The sequence below is a fragment of the Aliivibrio finisterrensis genome (assembly GCF_008933155.1).
GTDB lineage: Bacteria > Pseudomonadota > Gammaproteobacteria > Enterobacterales > Vibrionaceae > Aliivibrio > Aliivibrio finisterrensis.
In genome coordinates this window covers 198,273-213,993 of the sequence record NZ_WBVP01000003.1, presented here as the reverse complement: position 1 = coordinate 213,993, position 15,721 = coordinate 198,273, and the positions used below count along the sequence as shown (strand labels likewise).

Annotated in this window: 16 protein-coding genes and 1 tRNA gene; 2 read left to right on the top strand and 15 right to left on the bottom strand. The window is 37.8% G+C overall.

Annotated features, from left to right (window positions below):
* The 6 genes from F8B77_RS04230 to F8B77_RS04205 all read right to left on the bottom strand — a co-directional run bounded on the left by F8B77_RS04230 (position 1) and on the right by F8B77_RS04205 (position 5,996).
* Positions 1-1,770 carry a hypothetical protein gene (locus F8B77_RS04230; protein WP_151654009.1) on the bottom strand — a complete coding sequence of 590 codons (1,770 nt, stop codon included), beginning with the start codon at positions 1,768-1,770 and terminating at the stop codon, positions 1-3.
* Positions 1,771-1,931: 161 nt separating this feature from the next.
* On the bottom strand, positions 1,932-2,909 hold the full coding sequence (locus F8B77_RS04225; protein WP_151654007.1) for a hypothetical protein: 978 nt from the start codon (positions 2,907-2,909) through the stop codon (positions 1,932-1,934).
* A gap of 104 nt (positions 2,910-3,013) precedes the next feature.
* On the bottom strand, positions 3,014-4,153 hold the full coding sequence (gene csm6 / locus F8B77_RS04220; protein WP_151654005.1) for a CRISPR-associated ring nuclease Csm6: 1,140 nt from the start codon (positions 4,151-4,153) through the stop codon (positions 3,014-3,016).
* Positions 4,154-4,289: 136 nt separating this feature from the next.
* The gene (locus F8B77_RS04215; protein ID WP_151654003.1) at positions 4,290-4,601 is read right to left on the bottom strand and encodes a hypothetical protein; all 312 of its coding nucleotides are present in this window, start codon (positions 4,599-4,601) and stop codon (positions 4,290-4,292) included.
* Positions 4,598-5,776: an Arm DNA-binding domain-containing protein gene (locus tag F8B77_RS04210; RefSeq protein WP_151654001.1), complete on the bottom strand. Its 1,179-nt coding sequence runs from the start codon at positions 5,774-5,776 to the stop codon at positions 4,598-4,600. The genes F8B77_RS04215 and F8B77_RS04210 overlap by 4 nt, the downstream gene beginning before the upstream one ends.
* A gap of 10 nt (positions 5,777-5,786) precedes the next feature.
* On the bottom strand, positions 5,787-5,996 hold the full coding sequence (locus tag F8B77_RS04205) for a hypothetical protein (protein ID WP_151653999.1): 210 nt from the start codon (positions 5,994-5,996) through the stop codon (positions 5,787-5,789).
* Between the two features lie 117 nt (positions 5,997-6,113).
* On the opposite strand from F8B77_RS04205, the gene F8B77_RS04200 reads away from it, so the two are divergent.
* On the top strand, positions 6,114-6,329 hold the full coding sequence (locus F8B77_RS04200; protein WP_151653997.1) for a helix-turn-helix domain-containing protein: 216 nt from the start codon (positions 6,114-6,116) through the stop codon (positions 6,327-6,329).
* A gap of 217 nt (positions 6,330-6,546) precedes the next feature.
* Here F8B77_RS04200 and F8B77_RS04195 read toward each other — a convergent pair.
* The 6 genes from F8B77_RS04195 to F8B77_RS04170 form a co-directional block, all read right to left on the bottom strand.
* Positions 6,547-6,621 (bottom strand) — tRNA-Gly (locus tag F8B77_RS04195).
* Positions 6,622-6,866: 245 nt separating this feature from the next.
* Positions 6,867-7,844, bottom strand: a complete 978-nt coding sequence (locus F8B77_RS04190; protein ID WP_151653995.1) for a Gfo/Idh/MocA family protein — start codon at positions 7,842-7,844, stop codon at positions 6,867-6,869.
* 30 nt (positions 7,845-7,874) lie between these two features.
* Positions 7,875-8,222 (bottom strand): HopJ type III effector protein, encoded by a 348-nt coding sequence (locus F8B77_RS04185; protein WP_151653993.1) that lies wholly within the window; start codon positions 8,220-8,222, stop codon positions 7,875-7,877.
* 76 nt (positions 8,223-8,298) lie between these two features.
* Entirely contained in the window at positions 8,299-8,577 is a 279-nt protein-coding gene (locus F8B77_RS04180) for a GNAT family N-acetyltransferase (protein WP_151653991.1), read from the bottom strand.
* Positions 8,578-8,617: 40 nt separating this feature from the next.
* Positions 8,618-9,796, bottom strand: a complete 1,179-nt coding sequence (locus F8B77_RS04175; protein WP_151653989.1) for an MFS transporter — start codon at positions 9,794-9,796, stop codon at positions 8,618-8,620.
* Positions 9,797-9,880: 84 nt separating this feature from the next.
* Positions 9,881-10,768, bottom strand: coding sequence for a LysR family transcriptional regulator (locus F8B77_RS04170; protein ID WP_151653987.1), 888 nt, complete (start codon positions 10,766-10,768; stop codon positions 9,881-9,883).
* A gap of 143 nt (positions 10,769-10,911) precedes the next feature.
* Between F8B77_RS04170 and F8B77_RS04165 the strand changes: the two genes are divergently transcribed.
* Complete coding sequence (locus F8B77_RS04165) at positions 10,912-12,543, top strand: glycoside hydrolase family 13 protein (RefSeq protein ID WP_151653985.1); 1,632 nt, start codon at positions 10,912-10,914, stop codon at positions 12,541-12,543.
* A 69-nt stretch (positions 12,544-12,612) separates the two neighbouring features.
* Here the strand turns inward: F8B77_RS04165 and F8B77_RS04160 are convergent, their stop codons facing one another.
* Genes F8B77_RS04160 through F8B77_RS04150 form a run of 3 tightly spaced genes read right to left on the bottom strand, consistent with a single transcriptional unit; the run spans position 12,613 to position 15,721 of the window.
* Entirely contained in the window at positions 12,613-13,416 is an 804-nt protein-coding gene (locus F8B77_RS04160) for a LytR/AlgR family response regulator transcription factor (RefSeq protein WP_151653983.1), read from the bottom strand.
* Positions 13,413-14,465 (bottom strand): sensor histidine kinase, encoded by a 1,053-nt coding sequence (locus F8B77_RS04155; protein ID WP_151653981.1) that lies wholly within the window; start codon positions 14,463-14,465, stop codon positions 13,413-13,415. The genes F8B77_RS04160 and F8B77_RS04155 overlap by 4 nt, the downstream gene beginning before the upstream one ends.
* The gene (locus tag F8B77_RS04150) at positions 14,465-15,721 is read right to left on the bottom strand and encodes a hypothetical protein (protein WP_151653979.1); all 1,257 of its coding nucleotides are present in this window, start codon (positions 15,719-15,721) and stop codon (positions 14,465-14,467) included. Before F8B77_RS04150 ends, F8B77_RS04155 begins: the two co-directional genes overlap by 1 nt.

Sequence of the window (15,721 nt, the reverse complement as noted above, 5' to 3'; positions counted from 1 at the left end):
TTAAGCAACTCTGTTAGTGACAACATTATTCATTTCACGAACTAGTTTCTGATAGTCACGTGTAAATTGCTGAGTGATTGTCGCTAATGCCTCACCCATTTCATTCATGGTTCGATTAATCTCTTGCTGCATTTGGTGATCTAGTACTTCTACTTGCTTTTCAACTGCGTTACCTGTTTTTCCTACTGCTTCTGTAATTTGATCTTCTAAACTATCAAAGGTGCGTCGAACAGCTTGAGCTTGTACTTGGAATACATCTTCTAATGTAGTTTCCAAACGATCGTGCAGTTTAGTGATTGCTGTTGTTGTTTCTGTTTGAATTTCACGAGTACTCGTTAATAGCTCTTTGTTAGCTTCTTTTAGAACACTGCCCGTTTCTTTAACGTCGTCTTTAATATCTGCTACAAGAACTCGAAGTTGACTATTTAGCTCAGTTATTGAATCTTCTAGATGCTGTCTTATTTGCTCTGTTGTATCTGTTAGGTATGAAGCTGTATTTTGTAATGCTCCTGATGCTGTAGATACATTATCTTGAATATCTGAAGATGCCTCAGCCAACTTACCGCCAAGTTCTTGAGAGCTTTCAATCAACTTACTTGATACTTGATCTGCACCAGCTTCTAAGTTGGTTCGCATGTTTTCTACACTTTGATTTGCTGTGGTACTGAAATTATCGATGATATTTTGTGATTCTTGAAGCATAGATTCATAATGGCTTGATGCCGCTTTCACTGAATCACCAATGACAGTCATTGTGTTATCCATCTGCTCTCGAATTTGTGGCATTGCTTCAACTGCTTTATCTCGCAGGTCTTTGAAGGCTTCTAAACGATGTTCAAGTTCAGTCACTTGACCATGACCAAGTTCCATTACTTGATGTAGTTTCTCCATTGTGGCTGGAATTGCTTCAGCTCGCTCATTAATACTTGCTACTGACTTTTCAGTTGATGAAATAGCATCTACACCTAATTGATATTTTGAACTCATATCTTCAAGCTGTTGACGATAGTTTTCTTGCCAATCAACTAATTTTTTTACTGATTCATCAAGTCGCTTAAAGTTTTCACCAAACTGCTCTGTAAGATTATTATTAAAATCAACAATAACTTCTTTTAATGCATTGATAACTTGTTCTGTGGCAGATTTAGACAACAACTCACCAAACTCATCCATCTTCTGCCAGAGTGTATTCTTAAATTCATCATTACGTTCATTAGTTTGTTTAAAATGATCGTTTAACGCGCGCTGACCATCATTAATATCTGTTCTTAAATTTTTAATTTGTGAAGTAAGAGATGAGTCTTCATCTCCTTTAATTGCAGATAAAAGCTCATTTGAGGCATTGAGTTGCTCATTGGACGCTTTTAATTGTTGTGACATGACAGTAAAAATTTCTTCAGGGCCAACTTGTTTTTCTTCTATTGAATGCCTTTGTGGAATAGCACCAAGTATTGCTTTATAAGCAATTGAACCAGCCATACCTACTAGACTAGTTAAAAATGCAGTTTTAAGCCCCGCTAATAAAGACTCGATACTGCCATCAATATTTTGAGGGTCAAAGTCCATCAACCCGACAACAATACCGGCGAATGTTCCTAGAATACCTAAAGAGGTAAGAATATTTGTTGTGCTAGCTGTAAATCGAGCTGCTTTACCTAAAATAGCTAAAACAACTGAAATAACCAATAAGGCTAGAATTAGATAGATAAAAGCATTAGATATGGTTTCAGCAGAGAATGAAGCGATAATAGAAGCAAGGAAATTAGTCATAGTCTCGTTTGGTATATAGATGAATTTTCGAGCACATTGTACATTAATGGTATAGTATACTCAACGAATGAATTTATAAATTATATTATTAACAAATAAGCGACAATTAAAACAATTAATATATAAAGGCACTAATAAACTAGCACCTTACAATTAATTTTTTATGCTGCTTCCATACGTGAAATAATCGCTTCTAGTGGCAGATCTTTATTTCGAATTAGGTTAACAACGGCTTCGATATCCTCTTCTCGGTTTGCTGCCATGGCTTGATTAATATCCTCAATTAACAGTAAAGCCTGGGCTTTGGTTAAGTTGCGTAACAGACTAACCCGATTATTAGCCGACATTGCCATTAAATCAGTGGCCGAGTCACTGCTTTTACTCGTTGTTTTCATCATTGTACTCACTGGTTGTTGCGGGGTTTTCGTTTTAGCCATTGGTTCACTATCTTGAATCAGCTCTTTGGCTGCTTTGTCTTCTAGCTGTACGACGTTGTTGCATAATACATTTTCTTCTACAAGCGCTGATTTAGTAATTTGCTCTTCCTGTTTCTCTTGGTATTTGGTTTTGCTATCTAGCAACTCGGCATAATACGCCATGTTTGGCAGCATAAAGTTAAGATGAGTGATCACTGTCTTTTCTATCTCACTCATTTCTTTTGCTTTAATGTATGCGCCTTGCTTACGAGCCTGTAACGCATAACTGATGGCGTGTTTTACAACTTCTACGCGTTTGGTACTCACACTCTCGATGCTTTTAGTCTCTAAAACTAAAGTTTCTTCTTGTGATTTAAGTGTCGTAATACGTGTTCGTAACGACTTTACGCTACTTTGGATAAGCTTGTCGTTAGATTGCTTGATGAAGTCTGTTAATTTTACTTTCGCTGGCTTAAGAACTTCTTCTGACTCTAGTTTGCTTGCTTTAAGCTCTCGCTTTACTTCTGCCATAAAGTTGTTGATGGATTTACAATCCGATGGGGTTGAGCCTGTGTAGATTGGCTTTGGTACACCATCAATCAGAACTTTTAGATGGTTGTTTTTGGCTCTTTCATAGGAAAAAGGCGTATCAGTGCCAAGCAGATCGTTTAGAAACTTAATAACGCGCTTTTGGTATTTGCTGTAGTTGGTTTGCTTGCACATGATATTGCCTCTCAATGATTATCCGTTTCGTTGAGAGACATAGTAGGTGAGTTGCTGAATTGAGTGGGGTTTATAAGCTTGTGAAAATGAGAGTAATATTCTAATTATTGCAGCTCTTCACCATTACAAATAAAAACCACATTTTTATCAATATGATAAGTTGCACCTGATTTTGCCCCATCAGAATGGACTTTTATTTTATTGAACAATTCAGGGACAAGATTTTTCTTTAATGTCGTATGTAATCCATGAAGGGATTGACGAATGAAATCTTTATCTAGCTCTTTTAACTCATCGATTGGCTGTTGACGCCACTCGCCTTCATCCTCTAAACCCATGGTCTTATAAAGACGTACATCGGCAGGCATATGGTCTAAGATCTCTAGATATTTTACCGTGTTATTTTTATTATCTTCAAAACTTCGATCTAATGTTGCTTTGCGCTCTTTTTGAAAAAGAAAAAATAAGAAGATCGCTAGCTTTTTAGCCGTCATTTCCATTTTAATCCCAGCAACTTCAACGGCTTTCTCTTTTGTTGAAATATGCACTTTAACCTGCTCGGTATTGGTGCTGTTTAGGGCAGAAACGGTTTTACAGAAGGAATGCTCGTCTACTTGATTAAGTAAATTACTCTCTATTTGTGTTCTCATTCGCACAAATGGGATCTCAGCTAATGTCACCTTCGCTTCTTTGGCGTTAACCGTTTTACCTTCTTTACCCTGAATGAAATGATCACTTGGGGTTGGGTAATAAAAATCTCTGACAAATTCAAACACATCATCAACAAATACATGGCTTAATACATCTTGCTCTCGACCATAAAGCGACATCGCATAACCCATATAAAAGGCCATAGTTTTACGTCCACCAGCAATAGAAGCATGAATAGCAATATCTTTTTTCGAAGTAAGAGCGGCGATTTTAGCAGTAATGAAATCTGCCATAATGGATTGGTCTTCAATGCCTTTAGCGTCATATAAGGGATTACCTTCGCTGTCTGCGATTAACCAGATGTGCTCAGTGGTAAATGCGATAGAAGGTAGTTCGTAATCATGCAGTAACTGGTTCCACTGACCTTCATCAAATAATCCTTTTATTAAGGTCTGTTTGGAGTTTTCAGTGGTGATAACATAGACCTCTTCAGGAATGGGCTTCCCTTGAGCATGAAGGGCATAAATGGTTTCAGTTAAGACTTGAGGGCTTGCGCCAGTGACAGCGATTAATATATTTTTGTAATTTGCCATGTTACGAATTCACCTAAAGTTACAGATACATACATAACATACCATAAATCAATTACATATAGTGACAGACGCTAAATAATTCTATTTCCAATTATAGCAATGTGCAAAATATGCACATTGCTATTCAAATAAGAGATCAATGAAATATAGTTTTAATTGAAATATCAATCCTAGATTCTAATGCCGATAAAATCCAAATCGCATCTCTTGCACTTCGACTTCGTTGACATTGCTTTAAGACTACAATAATACCTTCGGTAACATGACTAATGAACAGATGCTCTCTACCATATTGGCTAGGACATAATAAGCTTCGTTCTTTTACTAATTCATACACATCTTCACGAAAACCATCGATTTCACTATGGGTCAGTGTTTTAAATTGCTCAGTTTGAATAACATCAAAACACAAACTCGTACAGTGGACTGCTAATGGTGAATAATTCATACTTCCCCTCCCATTGATAGAAAAGCGGCAAACGCACTACCATCCCGTCGTGTTAAATTGGGTACATAGCGTGAATAAACACGAAATAACATCGTTGTTGTTGTATGTCCCATTTGATTTGCAATCCATTCTGGCGACTCTCCTGAAGCTAATAATAAAGTCGCGAATGAATGACGAGTTTGATATGGGTTCCTTGGACGCAGTTTTGCTTTTACTAATGCAGGGTACCAAACTGAACGAGAAACAACCTGATAATTTAACGGCTTCCTTTTACTATTAGTAAATACAAATTTGTCCTTCATATATGCCGTACGTTTGTGCTCTTTTAATGCATCAACTATGCGATCTATTAAGTGAATGACACGATACGAACCCGTTGTTTTAAGCCCTGTGACTTCTCCTCTTACGTAACTTTGGCTTACCGTAATGGTTTTATTGACTAAATCTACGCAATCCCACATTAATCCATCAATTTCACCTGTTTTCATTCCTGTGAAAAAGCGTGTGACGTAATAGGCATAGAATTCTTCAGGTACATTTTTAAGGACTTTTTCGACTTCTCCTAGTGAAAATGGATCAACTTCTGTTCGACCAATTTTTAATGCTTTAATATTCTTCCATGGTGAGGTAAAGTCATATCGATCAGCGGCTTCATTTAACAGTACTCTTAGCGGAGTCATGATATGGTTAATGCGTGATGGACTTAAAAATCCACCAGTTCGTCCCGGTACTTTGGCGAGGATGGAACGAAACTGCAGTATTTGACCTTTATTGATGGCGCTGATCTTCTTATTCCCAAACGTAGGTAGTAAATACTTATTTAACACCCCTTCTACGTCATTGTAATGCCCTTTGCTCCACTCAATTTTCATTTCTGCTAACCATGTTTGAGTAAACTCTTCAAACTTAGGTGAGTCAGGTGCATCAAAATACGCTTTTGATTGTCGCGTATTTTCACTTATGTTATCAAAGTGAGCTTTTAATTTACTGTTTGGAAAATATTTACCATAATCAAGCTTGTCGATTGTAATTTCAGCTTCAATAACTTTCAGTAATTTTTGTGCTCGACTTCTATTTCGCGTTGAATCTTGCAACTTCGTGTATTCTCTACAGCGTTGCCCTTTATAGCGAAAATCTAAATAGATTAAACCGCCTCTTGTATTAACTGAACCCATACTAATCCCCTTAACCTAAAAGTAACGCTTCTGTCGTAATCCCATTTAGCATTTCTTCTTCTACTCTTTCCCAAATAAAAAGAATCTTTCGCCCACCAAATGGACGAATGTAATGTACACCTTCAAATAAAACAGAATCCTTTAATTGCTCTCTAATAACGCGTTTATCATATTTAATTAATGAAGATAACTCTTCTGTTGTTAGGTATGTATATGACATAATGAATTCCTATCTATGGCGCTACACTTTGTAGCTATAGAGATACATTAATGTATTAAAAGAAACCTGTCAATAACATTTTGTATCTCTAGCGACACATTTAAGGTCTTTTAAGATATGATAAAATGTCATTTATCAACATTGTTAGGAATGAAGAAACTAAAAGTTGCGGATGTTGTAAGGGATACTGGAGTAAATCGAAGTACGGTAAATAGATTATTTCATGAAACAAATAATCGTATCGACTTCGATACTTTAGAAAAAATATGTACGTATTTGGACTGTACTGTTGGGGATTTCTTAGAAGTAAAACATGAAAGCAATGAGGAATAGATTAATTTTTCTAATTTTGAGCTGAGGATTCAGCTCAAAATTAGAAAATCTGTATAAAATGATGAAAATACCACTTGGTCTCAAAGTGGACTCAAAATGGTCTCAATTTATATTTGGCCACCAATGATCGCTATTTCTCAAATGCCAGATACGACAGAGCACGCGATTAAGCGCTTTATTTTTCAATAAGTTGGAGGGAAAAGCGAGAAAAAGAGATTGGAGCGTACAGCGGGAATCGAACCCGCATCATCAGCTTGGAAGGCTGAGGTAATAGCCATTATACGATGTACGCACATCGTTGGAACGAGATAGATAATGCCATACTGAGCGCAGAGGTAAAGCACTTTTTTATACTTAACTAATTGATTGCATGATATTTAAGCATAATTGCAAATTCAATCGCGATTAATGCTTTTTCTTCGCTAAATACAGCCTCTAATTTCTCACCTTGATAGGCAAATCAGATAATGTCATTGGTTTAAATAACAAAGCCGAATGCATAATACATTCGGCTTTGTTACTACTATAAAATAAAAGTTAACTATCAGCAGGAAAAACAACACCTGTTTGCTTACGGATCTCTGTAGTTACTTTTGAAATAAGCAATGAACGCTCAACTGCTTGCATATCCATTTGATTAGATTCAACTTGCTCGGCAAATTTAAACGCTTCATAAAACATTGGATTGGCATTTTGTTCAAGGGTCAAATCTTCTGTTTCTCCACCACGGTTTACTTTCGTTACTTTTTGGCCAATAGAGATCATCTCAGTTAAGATTGCTCCCTCTTCACCTTGGATCTCACTGGGTACATAAGAATCACTGGTCTTAGAGTGCATGACAACAACATCAAAGCCATCGTAACCACAAATAATACTGCCGTTACCATCAACACCGGAATCTAACAGGTGTGCTTGTGCTTGAATTGATGTTGGCTCACCAAATAACTCAACCATAGAGCCTACACAATAAAAACCAATGTCCATAATCGAGCCATTTGAAAACTCAGGATTAAAAGTATTTGGGTTTTCACCATTAAGGTATTTAGGGTAACGAGAGGAGTACTGACAATAAGTGATGTGTACTTTTCGAATCGCCCCTAAACTTGGCAAGTGTGACTTAATCTGCTGAAAGTTAGGTAAATATGGCGACATAAAAGCTTCAAACAACACCACGTTATTTTCTTGTGCGGTTTGATAAGCAAATTGTGCTTCTTGGTAATTTGAAGCGATTGGCTTTTCACAGATGACGTGTTTGCCCTGCTTCATCATCTTAATAGATTGTGGGGCATGAAATGAATTCGGGCTTGCGATATACACCGCATCCACTTCATCACACGTCGCTAATTTATCTAAACAATCAAAGGTTAAATTGACGCTAAATTTATCTGCAAATGCTTTAGCTTGTTCAAGTGAGCGTGAATACACTGCAGATAGTTGGTATTTACCACTTTCTAGTGCAGCCGCTAAAAATCGTTCGGTGATCCAATTGGTTCCAATAACAGCAAGTTTTATCATGATTCAATCTCTTTATTGGTTTTCTGTTGTTTATTTCGCTTGAAGTGCTTTAGTTTTAAACTGTACACCCGCCCAACCGGTTACCATAAAATTGCGAATATTTTGATGATCATTATTCGTTGGATTTTGCAGCACATCTTCACGATAATATTGCCCAAAACACGCTAATGTTTGATCTACACTGAGTTGATTTAATAAAGCGAAAGCAAAAATCTTACATGAGCCATTATTTTGATCAGCCAAATTAATAGTATTACCATTCGCAAATTCTGTTGGCGTAAAATCATAGTGAGACTCAATCACGGCCATGGTTTCGGTAAATTCAATCAATTCAGGCTGTGTGCTTAGTTTTTCAATAAATGCGTTTAACGTCATCATGACTTCCTTTTATCAATTTGTTTCTATCTGAATCCAATACAAAAAAACCTAGATAGACGTTCTACCTAGGTTTCAATTATTTCGCTAATACATCTTGCCACTGTGGGTTTTTATTCATGTAATGAACCACATAAGAGCAGACAGGCACGATCAATAAATTGGATACTCTCATCTCATGTAAGAACGACTCCATCATCACTTTACCGTAGCCTTTACCTTGTAGCTCATCAGGGATCCGCGTGCTTATTACATCAAGAATATTGCCTTTCTTTTCGTAATACACTTTAGCAACAGCTTCTCCCTCAAGTGCAATGTGATAACACTTATTATCAGGATCATGAGTTATCATATTCATGCCTACATTCCCTCTTCTTTCTTAAGTACAACTACTTTAATCAGTTCCACTTAAAAATGCGAGTTTCGTTTCCTTCTTGTGGCGCTTCTGGAATATTGAGTGACAATAAAAATGAGATAAATGCCATTGTTGCGCCTACGTAAAACACAGCGGCTGGTGACACAAGCCATATCACACCAAAGCTCACAGGGATAACCACGGCTGCAATATGGTTGATAGTAAAGGCCACACCCGCCGTTGATGCCATATCTGCAGGATCGGCAATTTTTTGGAAATAGGTTTTAATCGCTAATGCTAAAGCAAAAAACAGATGATCGATAATGTACAGTGCTGCCGCCATTTCTGAGGTTTGTACCAATGCATAACCAACAAAAACAAAAATCAGACCAATGTATTCCAGCATTAACGCTTTGCGCTCACCAACTACACCAATCCAGCGCCCTATCTTCTTAGCAAATAACCAGTTAAATGCATAGTTTGCTAAAAATAATAATGTAATATCAGCAGCTGAATAACCAAACTTCTCAACCATTAAGAAGCCAGCAAACACCATAAAGATCTGACGACGAGCACCACTCATAAAGGTTAATGCGTAATACAACCAATAACGCTTACGTAGTACCAATTTCTTCGTTTGTTGTGTTTCGGTTTCAAAATTTGGAAACGATAACCACATAAAAACCGTCACGATTAATGCAATTGAACCTGCAATGAAGTAAATCCATTTAAACTCTAATTGCACTAATTCAAGCAATACCCATAACACGCCATAAGTACATAAAGAAGCAAGTGCACCGATAGAGATAAGTTTACCGAGCATCTCTGGTGCTTCTTCTTTGGTTAACCATTGCAGCGATAAAGACTGTTTTAAGGTTTCAAAATAGTGGAAACCTACCGACATCAATAATGTTGTGCATAATAAGCCATATACGCTTGGGAAGAATCCAGTAATCGCAACACCTACCGCTAACATCACCAAAGAGAGGATCATGAACTTCTGCTCACGAATAAAAAGAAGGACGAAAACAGCAGTAAAGGCTAGAAAACCTGGGATCTCCCGCACACTTTGCAATAGCCCAATATCTGCACCAGTAAAAGCGGCTTTTTCTATTACAAAGTTATTTAAAAGTGCATTCCACGTAGAGAAGGCAATAGGAACAACAATAGAAATTAAGATCAAAAAGGTTTTTGGATTTTTCCAATGAGCTAGGCTCGGCATGATAGTGACTCTTATTAATATTTAGATTTACACACTGTAACATATTTCGTTGAAACATCGTCTTAGCCCATGGCTATCTTTACTTTATTTACCTTTTAATAATGAGACTAAGTACTGAATACTTTCTGACACTTGTTCTGTTTTGGTATAAATCCCAACATTGCCTTTTTTTTCTGACTCTTGTGGAAGGTTCACAATGCCCTGCTCTGCCATTTTATCTTTGACTTGATTGGTGTATGGCATAATTGCATCACTGGTTTTTAGCATATCAATACTGGCTTTTAAGGAGTTAAGTTCATACACAACTCCTGTTTTTTGCTGTTTAAGATTGAACGCTTCCATACCTTCATCATTCAAAATCTTCGTGTGTCTGATGTGATCAGGAGTGACTTTTATTAAAGGGTAATTATCCAACTCATTTGATGTTAGATCATTTGATAACAATGGATGCCCTTCCCTTACAAACCACGCTTCTTGTTCGATAAATAAAGGCATAAACAATACACGATGTCTTGGATCGATATTTTCGATTTCATGGCCGATAAAAAGATCAATATCACCATTGAGTAATTGATTTAGCATAGAAAGCCCATTACCAAACTCGATATACATTGAGTTATTTGGATGTTGTTCTACAAATTTTTTAATCACTTCAGAGGCAAAACACTCCCACCACGCCTCACCAATACCTAACTTTATCTTACCCTGACTTCTGGCTTTCATGTCGGTCAATTGATGCATCATTTGGCTGTGTTTTTCAAACAAATCTTGTACATAACGATAATAGAGCCAGCCAGAGCTTGTCAGTTCAACCCCTTTGGATTTTCGATGAAACAAAATCACATCCAAACTTTCTTCTAGTTTCTTAATTGCTGTCGTTAATGTCGGCTGACTAATAAACAGTTTTTCAGAAGCGCCTTTAATGCTCCCTTGACGAGCCACTTCATAAAAATAGCGTGATGATTTATCCATAATAAACACTCAGTAATTATTCTGACTTCACAATACCCATGATATAAATTTTTTCTATATCAGAGTTCAAATTATCAATTATTCATCACCGTTTTTTTTCGCTATATTGCGTTTAATTTATTTTAGTTAGTGGAATAAAAAATATGGAAAAGCGTTGGTGGCATAACAGTGTTGTATATCAAATTTACCCTCGTAGCTTCTGTGACTCAAATAATGATGGTATTGGTGATCTACAAGGTATTATTAGTAAACTGGATTACTTGCAAGGTCTTGGTATTGATGTCATTTGGCTTTCTCCTGTTTATCAATCTCCAATGGATGATAACGGTTACGATATCTCTGATTATCAAGCGATTGCGGCTGAATTTGGCACCATGGAAGACATGAAACGTTTAATGCAGCAAGCAGAAGATCGCGGCATTAAAGTGGTAATGGATTTAGTGGTTAACCACACATCGGACGAACACGCTTGGTTTGTTGAAGCAAAAAGCGATAAAAATAGTCAATACCGTGATTTTTATATCTGGCGTGATGCGGATGAAAACGGCGAAGCACCAAGTGACATTGGATCCATTTTTGGTGGTTCAGCATGGCAGTGGGATGAAGAGAATCAACAATACTATTTCCATTTATTCTCTAAACGCCAACCAGATTTAAACTGGGAGAACCCAGCTGTTCACCAAAAAGTCTTTGATATGATGAACTGGTGGATTGACCAAGGTATTGGTGGCTTCCGTCTAGATGTTATCGATTTAATCGGCAAAGAAGTCGACAAGAAAATCACAGGTGATGGCGAGCGTCTGCACCCTCTTCTTCAAAAAATGAACCAAGCGACATTCGGTGATAAATACTTGCTTACGGTGGGCGAAACATGGGGAGCAACACCTGAAAGCGCTCAACTTTATAGTGATCCTGCTCGTCATGAGCTATCGATGGTGTTCCAGTTTGAACACATTACCCTACTTTGGGAAGATGGCGATAAATGGAAACCTAAACCACTTGATCTCGCCCTATTTAAACAAGTGATGACCAAATGGCAAGTAGAGCTAAACAATAAAGGTTGGAACTCGCTATTTTGGAATAACCACGATTTACCTCGTGTTGTCTCTAAATACGGTTGTGATGGCCAATATCGTGTTGAGTCGGCAAAAATGCTGGCAACCACTCTGCATATGATGAAAGGCACGCCTTATATTTTCCAAGGTGAAGAGATCGGTATGACGAACGTCGCATTCGATACGTTAGAAGAGTACAAAGACATTGAAACGTTGAACTTCTATCGAGTAAAAACAGAATCAGGTGTAAGTCATGAGAGCATGATGAAAGGGATCCACGCCAATAGCCGTGACAATGCACGCACACCAATGCACTGGGATAACTCTGATAATGCAGGATTTACTCAAGGTACACCTTGGATCAAACTTAACCCGAATTACCCTGAGATCAACGTTGCCGCAGCGCTAGAAGATAAAAACTCAATCTTCTATCACTATCAAAAACTGATCGCCCTAAGAAAGCAGAACCCTGTGATTGTGTATGGTGATTTTATTCCTCTGTTTGAAACGCACTCTGCCGTGTTTGCTTATGAGCGTAAAGATGCAGACCAACACTTAGTCGTGCTAAATAACTTTAGTGCAGAGCCACAAACATTAGCATTGCCTGAGCATATTGCTAACCGCTCTGTGGAGTGCTTGATCAGTAACCTTGAACCAACAACACAATTAGGCTCTGAGTTGATATTAGCACCTTATCAAAGCTTGGTTTTAGCGCTTTAAACCTATGTTTTGAACTGCCTTGTAACGCTCTATTACTTTCATTGGTATAGGGCGTTACTTTTTGTATTATCACATCCCTTTAAACAAACTTTGAGCACTTCTGCTCACGGGTAATTTCGCGCTACCAATGTGAACACACAAATGCCCCAGTAAATCCTTTTTCACTTTTTTAATTTGAGCGACATTAACGATGCTTGAACGATGGATTTGCCAAAAATGATCAGGATTGATCTTTTGCTGTAACTCTTTTAGCGAACTGCGAATAAGGTATTCCGTTATATCGATATCATTTTGCTTGGCATAAACCGAAACGTATTTATCTTCTGCTTTAAAATACAAGATATCTGAAACAGAAATTAGATGTAGATCTTCACCTTTGTACGCTTTAATCCAACGTAAATATTCTGGCTGTTGCTGTGCAGACAGTTGCTGTATCTGAGCAAAAAGATCACTCAATACATCTTGATTTTGTTTAGACTCTGAATGTTTATTTTGCTGAGTTAACCTTTGTTTTAGTTTTTCACAGGTAGCTTCAAGTCTGGTTTCAGATATGGGTTTCAATACGTAATCAATCGCATTAGTTTCAAACGCTTTTACCGCAAATTCGTCGTAAGCGGTAATGAACACAATTAACGGCGCTACGGTACTTTTTTGTAATTTTGCCGCCAATGCCATGCCATCTAATTCTGGCATTTTTATATCTAAAAAGGCGATATCCGGTTGGTGTTGCTCTATTGCATCAAGCGCTTCTTTACCGTTAGCACATACCGCTAGAATATCTAAATCAAACCAAAGATCAGATAACATTTTTTCTAAATGAAAGCGTAATAATGGCTCATCATCGGCAATAACGGCGGTAATGGATTGACTCATAAATACTCCCTATTTAATTGAAGTAATTTATCCGATGGAATTGTCAGCTCTGCATTTACACCACCGTCTTTATTTTCTGTGATACGAACGGAAGCACTGCCATCGAACAAGTCATGCAATCGCTGTTTGATATTATTTATGCTCATCCCATGCCCTTTACTTGGTGACACTGACTCCAATCCAATGCCATTATCAGAGATAACAACAATAAACTGATTATTCTCTTGCTTAAACTGAACCATAAGCTGTCCTCCCTGCGCACTCGGCTCTATACCGTGAGTAATGGCATTTTCAACCAGAGGCTGAATTAACAGAGGTGGCAGAGAAATAGGCTCAATGATTTGATTATCGATGTCATACGTTAAACGATCCCCTAAGCGGATCTGTTGAATCGATAAATAAGCATTTAATAGCTCAATTTCTTGCTCAACGGTAATTAATGGATTCCGGTTTGTTTTTAGCGATCCTCGGAGTAAATCCGTCAGCTTCTCTAGCATCAATTTTGCTTTATTGCTGTCTAACTCAATTAACGCGCTGATATTCGCTAATGTATTAAATAAAAAATGTGGCTCAATTTGACTTTGAAGCTGACTTAACTGGCTTAATATTAGCGCCTTTTCTTGCTCTAACTGCTTACGCTTAGAGAGTGCTAACGCTTGCTCTGCTAACATGGTTTTCTCAGTTGCGTGAAAGTAATAGAAACAAATAGCAGTAAAGATTAACCCTAATATTACAATGGGCTGAAGTGCTTCTAAGGTGGCGAAATCGTCATATTTATTTAGCCATAATGATGCGTGAAATGTACCCAATGTGATAGAAAGCACCATAGCTAATACGGTGGAATACGCTTTTTTTAAAGTAGGAAAGTTATTCTCTAAGACAAATGAGCATAAAACGGCACTATAGCCATAACCCAAACTAATAATGATGTGCTCATAAAATGGTGATGGCCAAATATTGCTCGTCACCATGGCGATAACTACACAGAATACCGTTGTGATAAGTAAACTTTTCACTAATTGCATTATCGTTTCTTTTCGCTCACTCATTAGAATCGTCCTTTTATATTCAGTAACAGCATATGCTTATCGGATAAATTTGCATACGCTGAGTCGCTTTTTCCTGTCAAAAAACGCGCGGCAAGTTCCATTTCCACACTTGAATCACCTGAATCATGAAGCAAATAATTTAGCCATTGCGTTGCTATCACTCCGTTATCTTCTGGTGAATACAAGACATCAAATGTTGGGGTAAACTGACTTAACCATGAGATGTCTTTACTCCACTGCCACGCTGTCCATGCGTTAGGATCCAAACTCCAATGAAACATCATGTTATGCTGAACCATATTGACATGATTAAAGCCTTGTTGATATGACGGTGTTGCTACAGTAAGCGCATTATTCCACTCGTTTTTACTCCATGCTCGACTGTCATACCAATACTCTACAACGACACTGCTTCCGATTTCATTTGCCCAAGTTAAGCCTAGTAGCGCTTGATAGGCATTTTCTTCTTTTTCTAACGTGACAGGATAACGTGTGATACTTGGCTGCTGATAAGAAAGATACTTAGATTGATACACTGCCGATCCATGAAACTCCCACGCGGTATCTAGCACAGTAACAACACTTGCGCCCAATAACCCTTGTCGAACATCATCATAATAAGCGACCCATTGGTATTCTGTATCTCCCACTAACGCATAGCGTCTTATGCCAATTCCTTGCTGTTCACTTTGATCTTCTAACTCACTTCCTTTTTGTTGCGTCCATGATGAGTCGGTATAAATTAACGACCATTCACCTTGGTCATCAAAATAAGATACCGAAGCGACACCGGCCCCTTCCTCTACTTGTATACCAACAGGGTTTCGACGATAAGGCGTAAAAATATCCAGCGGGCGATAACCATAACCAACGCCCCAATCGACTCTTACTTTACCCAGCTGCAAATCCAATGGTATATCGACAATATCAATGCTACTTTGCCAAAATAATTCACTGACAATTAACTCAGATTCTGCACTTTTATCTTCTGATTGCATGCTAGATTGGGAATAAAGATCATTACCTTTAAGAGCCACCACCGCATTCCAGTTCTGATAACCGATTTGAACATCCAATAGCCCATTAAACGACTCTTGGTGTTCATTGTCTGTCATTGGAGAAAAAACCGTCTCTCGCTGTTGAACCGTTTCGGCACTCAGCATCCAATCCCACTCGAAAGTCATCTCAGAGGCTTGAGCGCTTAAAGCAGCCACCCAAGCACTACAATACACGAGTCGTTCTAGCCAAGGTTTCAT

Bases quoted from the DNA above. Each gene is read 5' to 3' on its own strand.
- F8B77_RS04230 (WP_151654009.1), bottom strand. From the start codon at position 1,770: ATGACTAATTTCCTTGCTTCTATTATCGCTTCATTCTCTGCTGAAACC.
- F8B77_RS04225 (WP_151654007.1), bottom strand. From the start codon at position 2,909: ATGTGCAAGCAAACCAACTACAGCAAATACCAAAAGCGCGTTATTAAG.
- csm6 (WP_151654005.1), bottom strand. From the start codon at position 4,153: ATGGCAAATTACAAAAATATATTAATCGCTGTCACTGGCGCAAGCCCT.
- F8B77_RS04215 (WP_151654003.1), bottom strand. From the start codon at position 4,601: ATGAATTATTCACCATTAGCAGTCCACTGTACGAGTTTGTGTTTTGAT.
- F8B77_RS04210 (WP_151654001.1), bottom strand. From the start codon at position 5,776: ATGGGTTCAGTTAATACAAGAGGCGGTTTAATCTATTTAGATTTTCGC.
- F8B77_RS04205 (WP_151653999.1), bottom strand. From the start codon at position 5,996: ATGTCATATACATACCTAACAACAGAAGAGTTATCTTCATTAATTAAA.
- F8B77_RS04200 (WP_151653997.1), top strand. From the start codon at position 6,114: ATGATAAAATGTCATTTATCAACATTGTTAGGAATGAAGAAACTAAAA.
- F8B77_RS04190 (WP_151653995.1), bottom strand. From the start codon at position 7,844: ATGATAAAACTTGCTGTTATTGGAACCAATTGGATCACCGAACGATTT.
- F8B77_RS04185 (WP_151653993.1), bottom strand. From the start codon at position 8,222: ATGATGACGTTAAACGCATTTATTGAAAAACTAAGCACACAGCCTGAA.
- F8B77_RS04180 (WP_151653991.1), bottom strand. From the start codon at position 8,577: ATGAATATGATAACTCATGATCCTGATAATAAGTGTTATCACATTGCA.
- F8B77_RS04175 (WP_151653989.1), bottom strand. From the start codon at position 9,796: ATGCCGAGCCTAGCTCATTGGAAAAATCCAAAAACCTTTTTGATCTTA.
- F8B77_RS04170 (WP_151653987.1), bottom strand. From the start codon at position 10,768: ATGGATAAATCATCACGCTATTTTTATGAAGTGGCTCGTCAAGGGAGC.
- F8B77_RS04165 (WP_151653985.1), top strand. From the start codon at position 10,912: ATGGAAAAGCGTTGGTGGCATAACAGTGTTGTATATCAAATTTACCCT.
- F8B77_RS04160 (WP_151653983.1), bottom strand. From the start codon at position 13,416: ATGAGTCAATCCATTACCGCCGTTATTGCCGATGATGAGCCATTATTA.
- F8B77_RS04155 (WP_151653981.1), bottom strand. From the start codon at position 14,465: ATGAGTGAGCGAAAAGAAACGATAATGCAATTAGTGAAAAGTTTACTT.
- F8B77_RS04150 (WP_151653979.1), bottom strand. From the start codon at position 15,721: ATGAAACCTTGGCTAGAACGACTCGTGTATTGTAGTGCTTGGGTGGCT.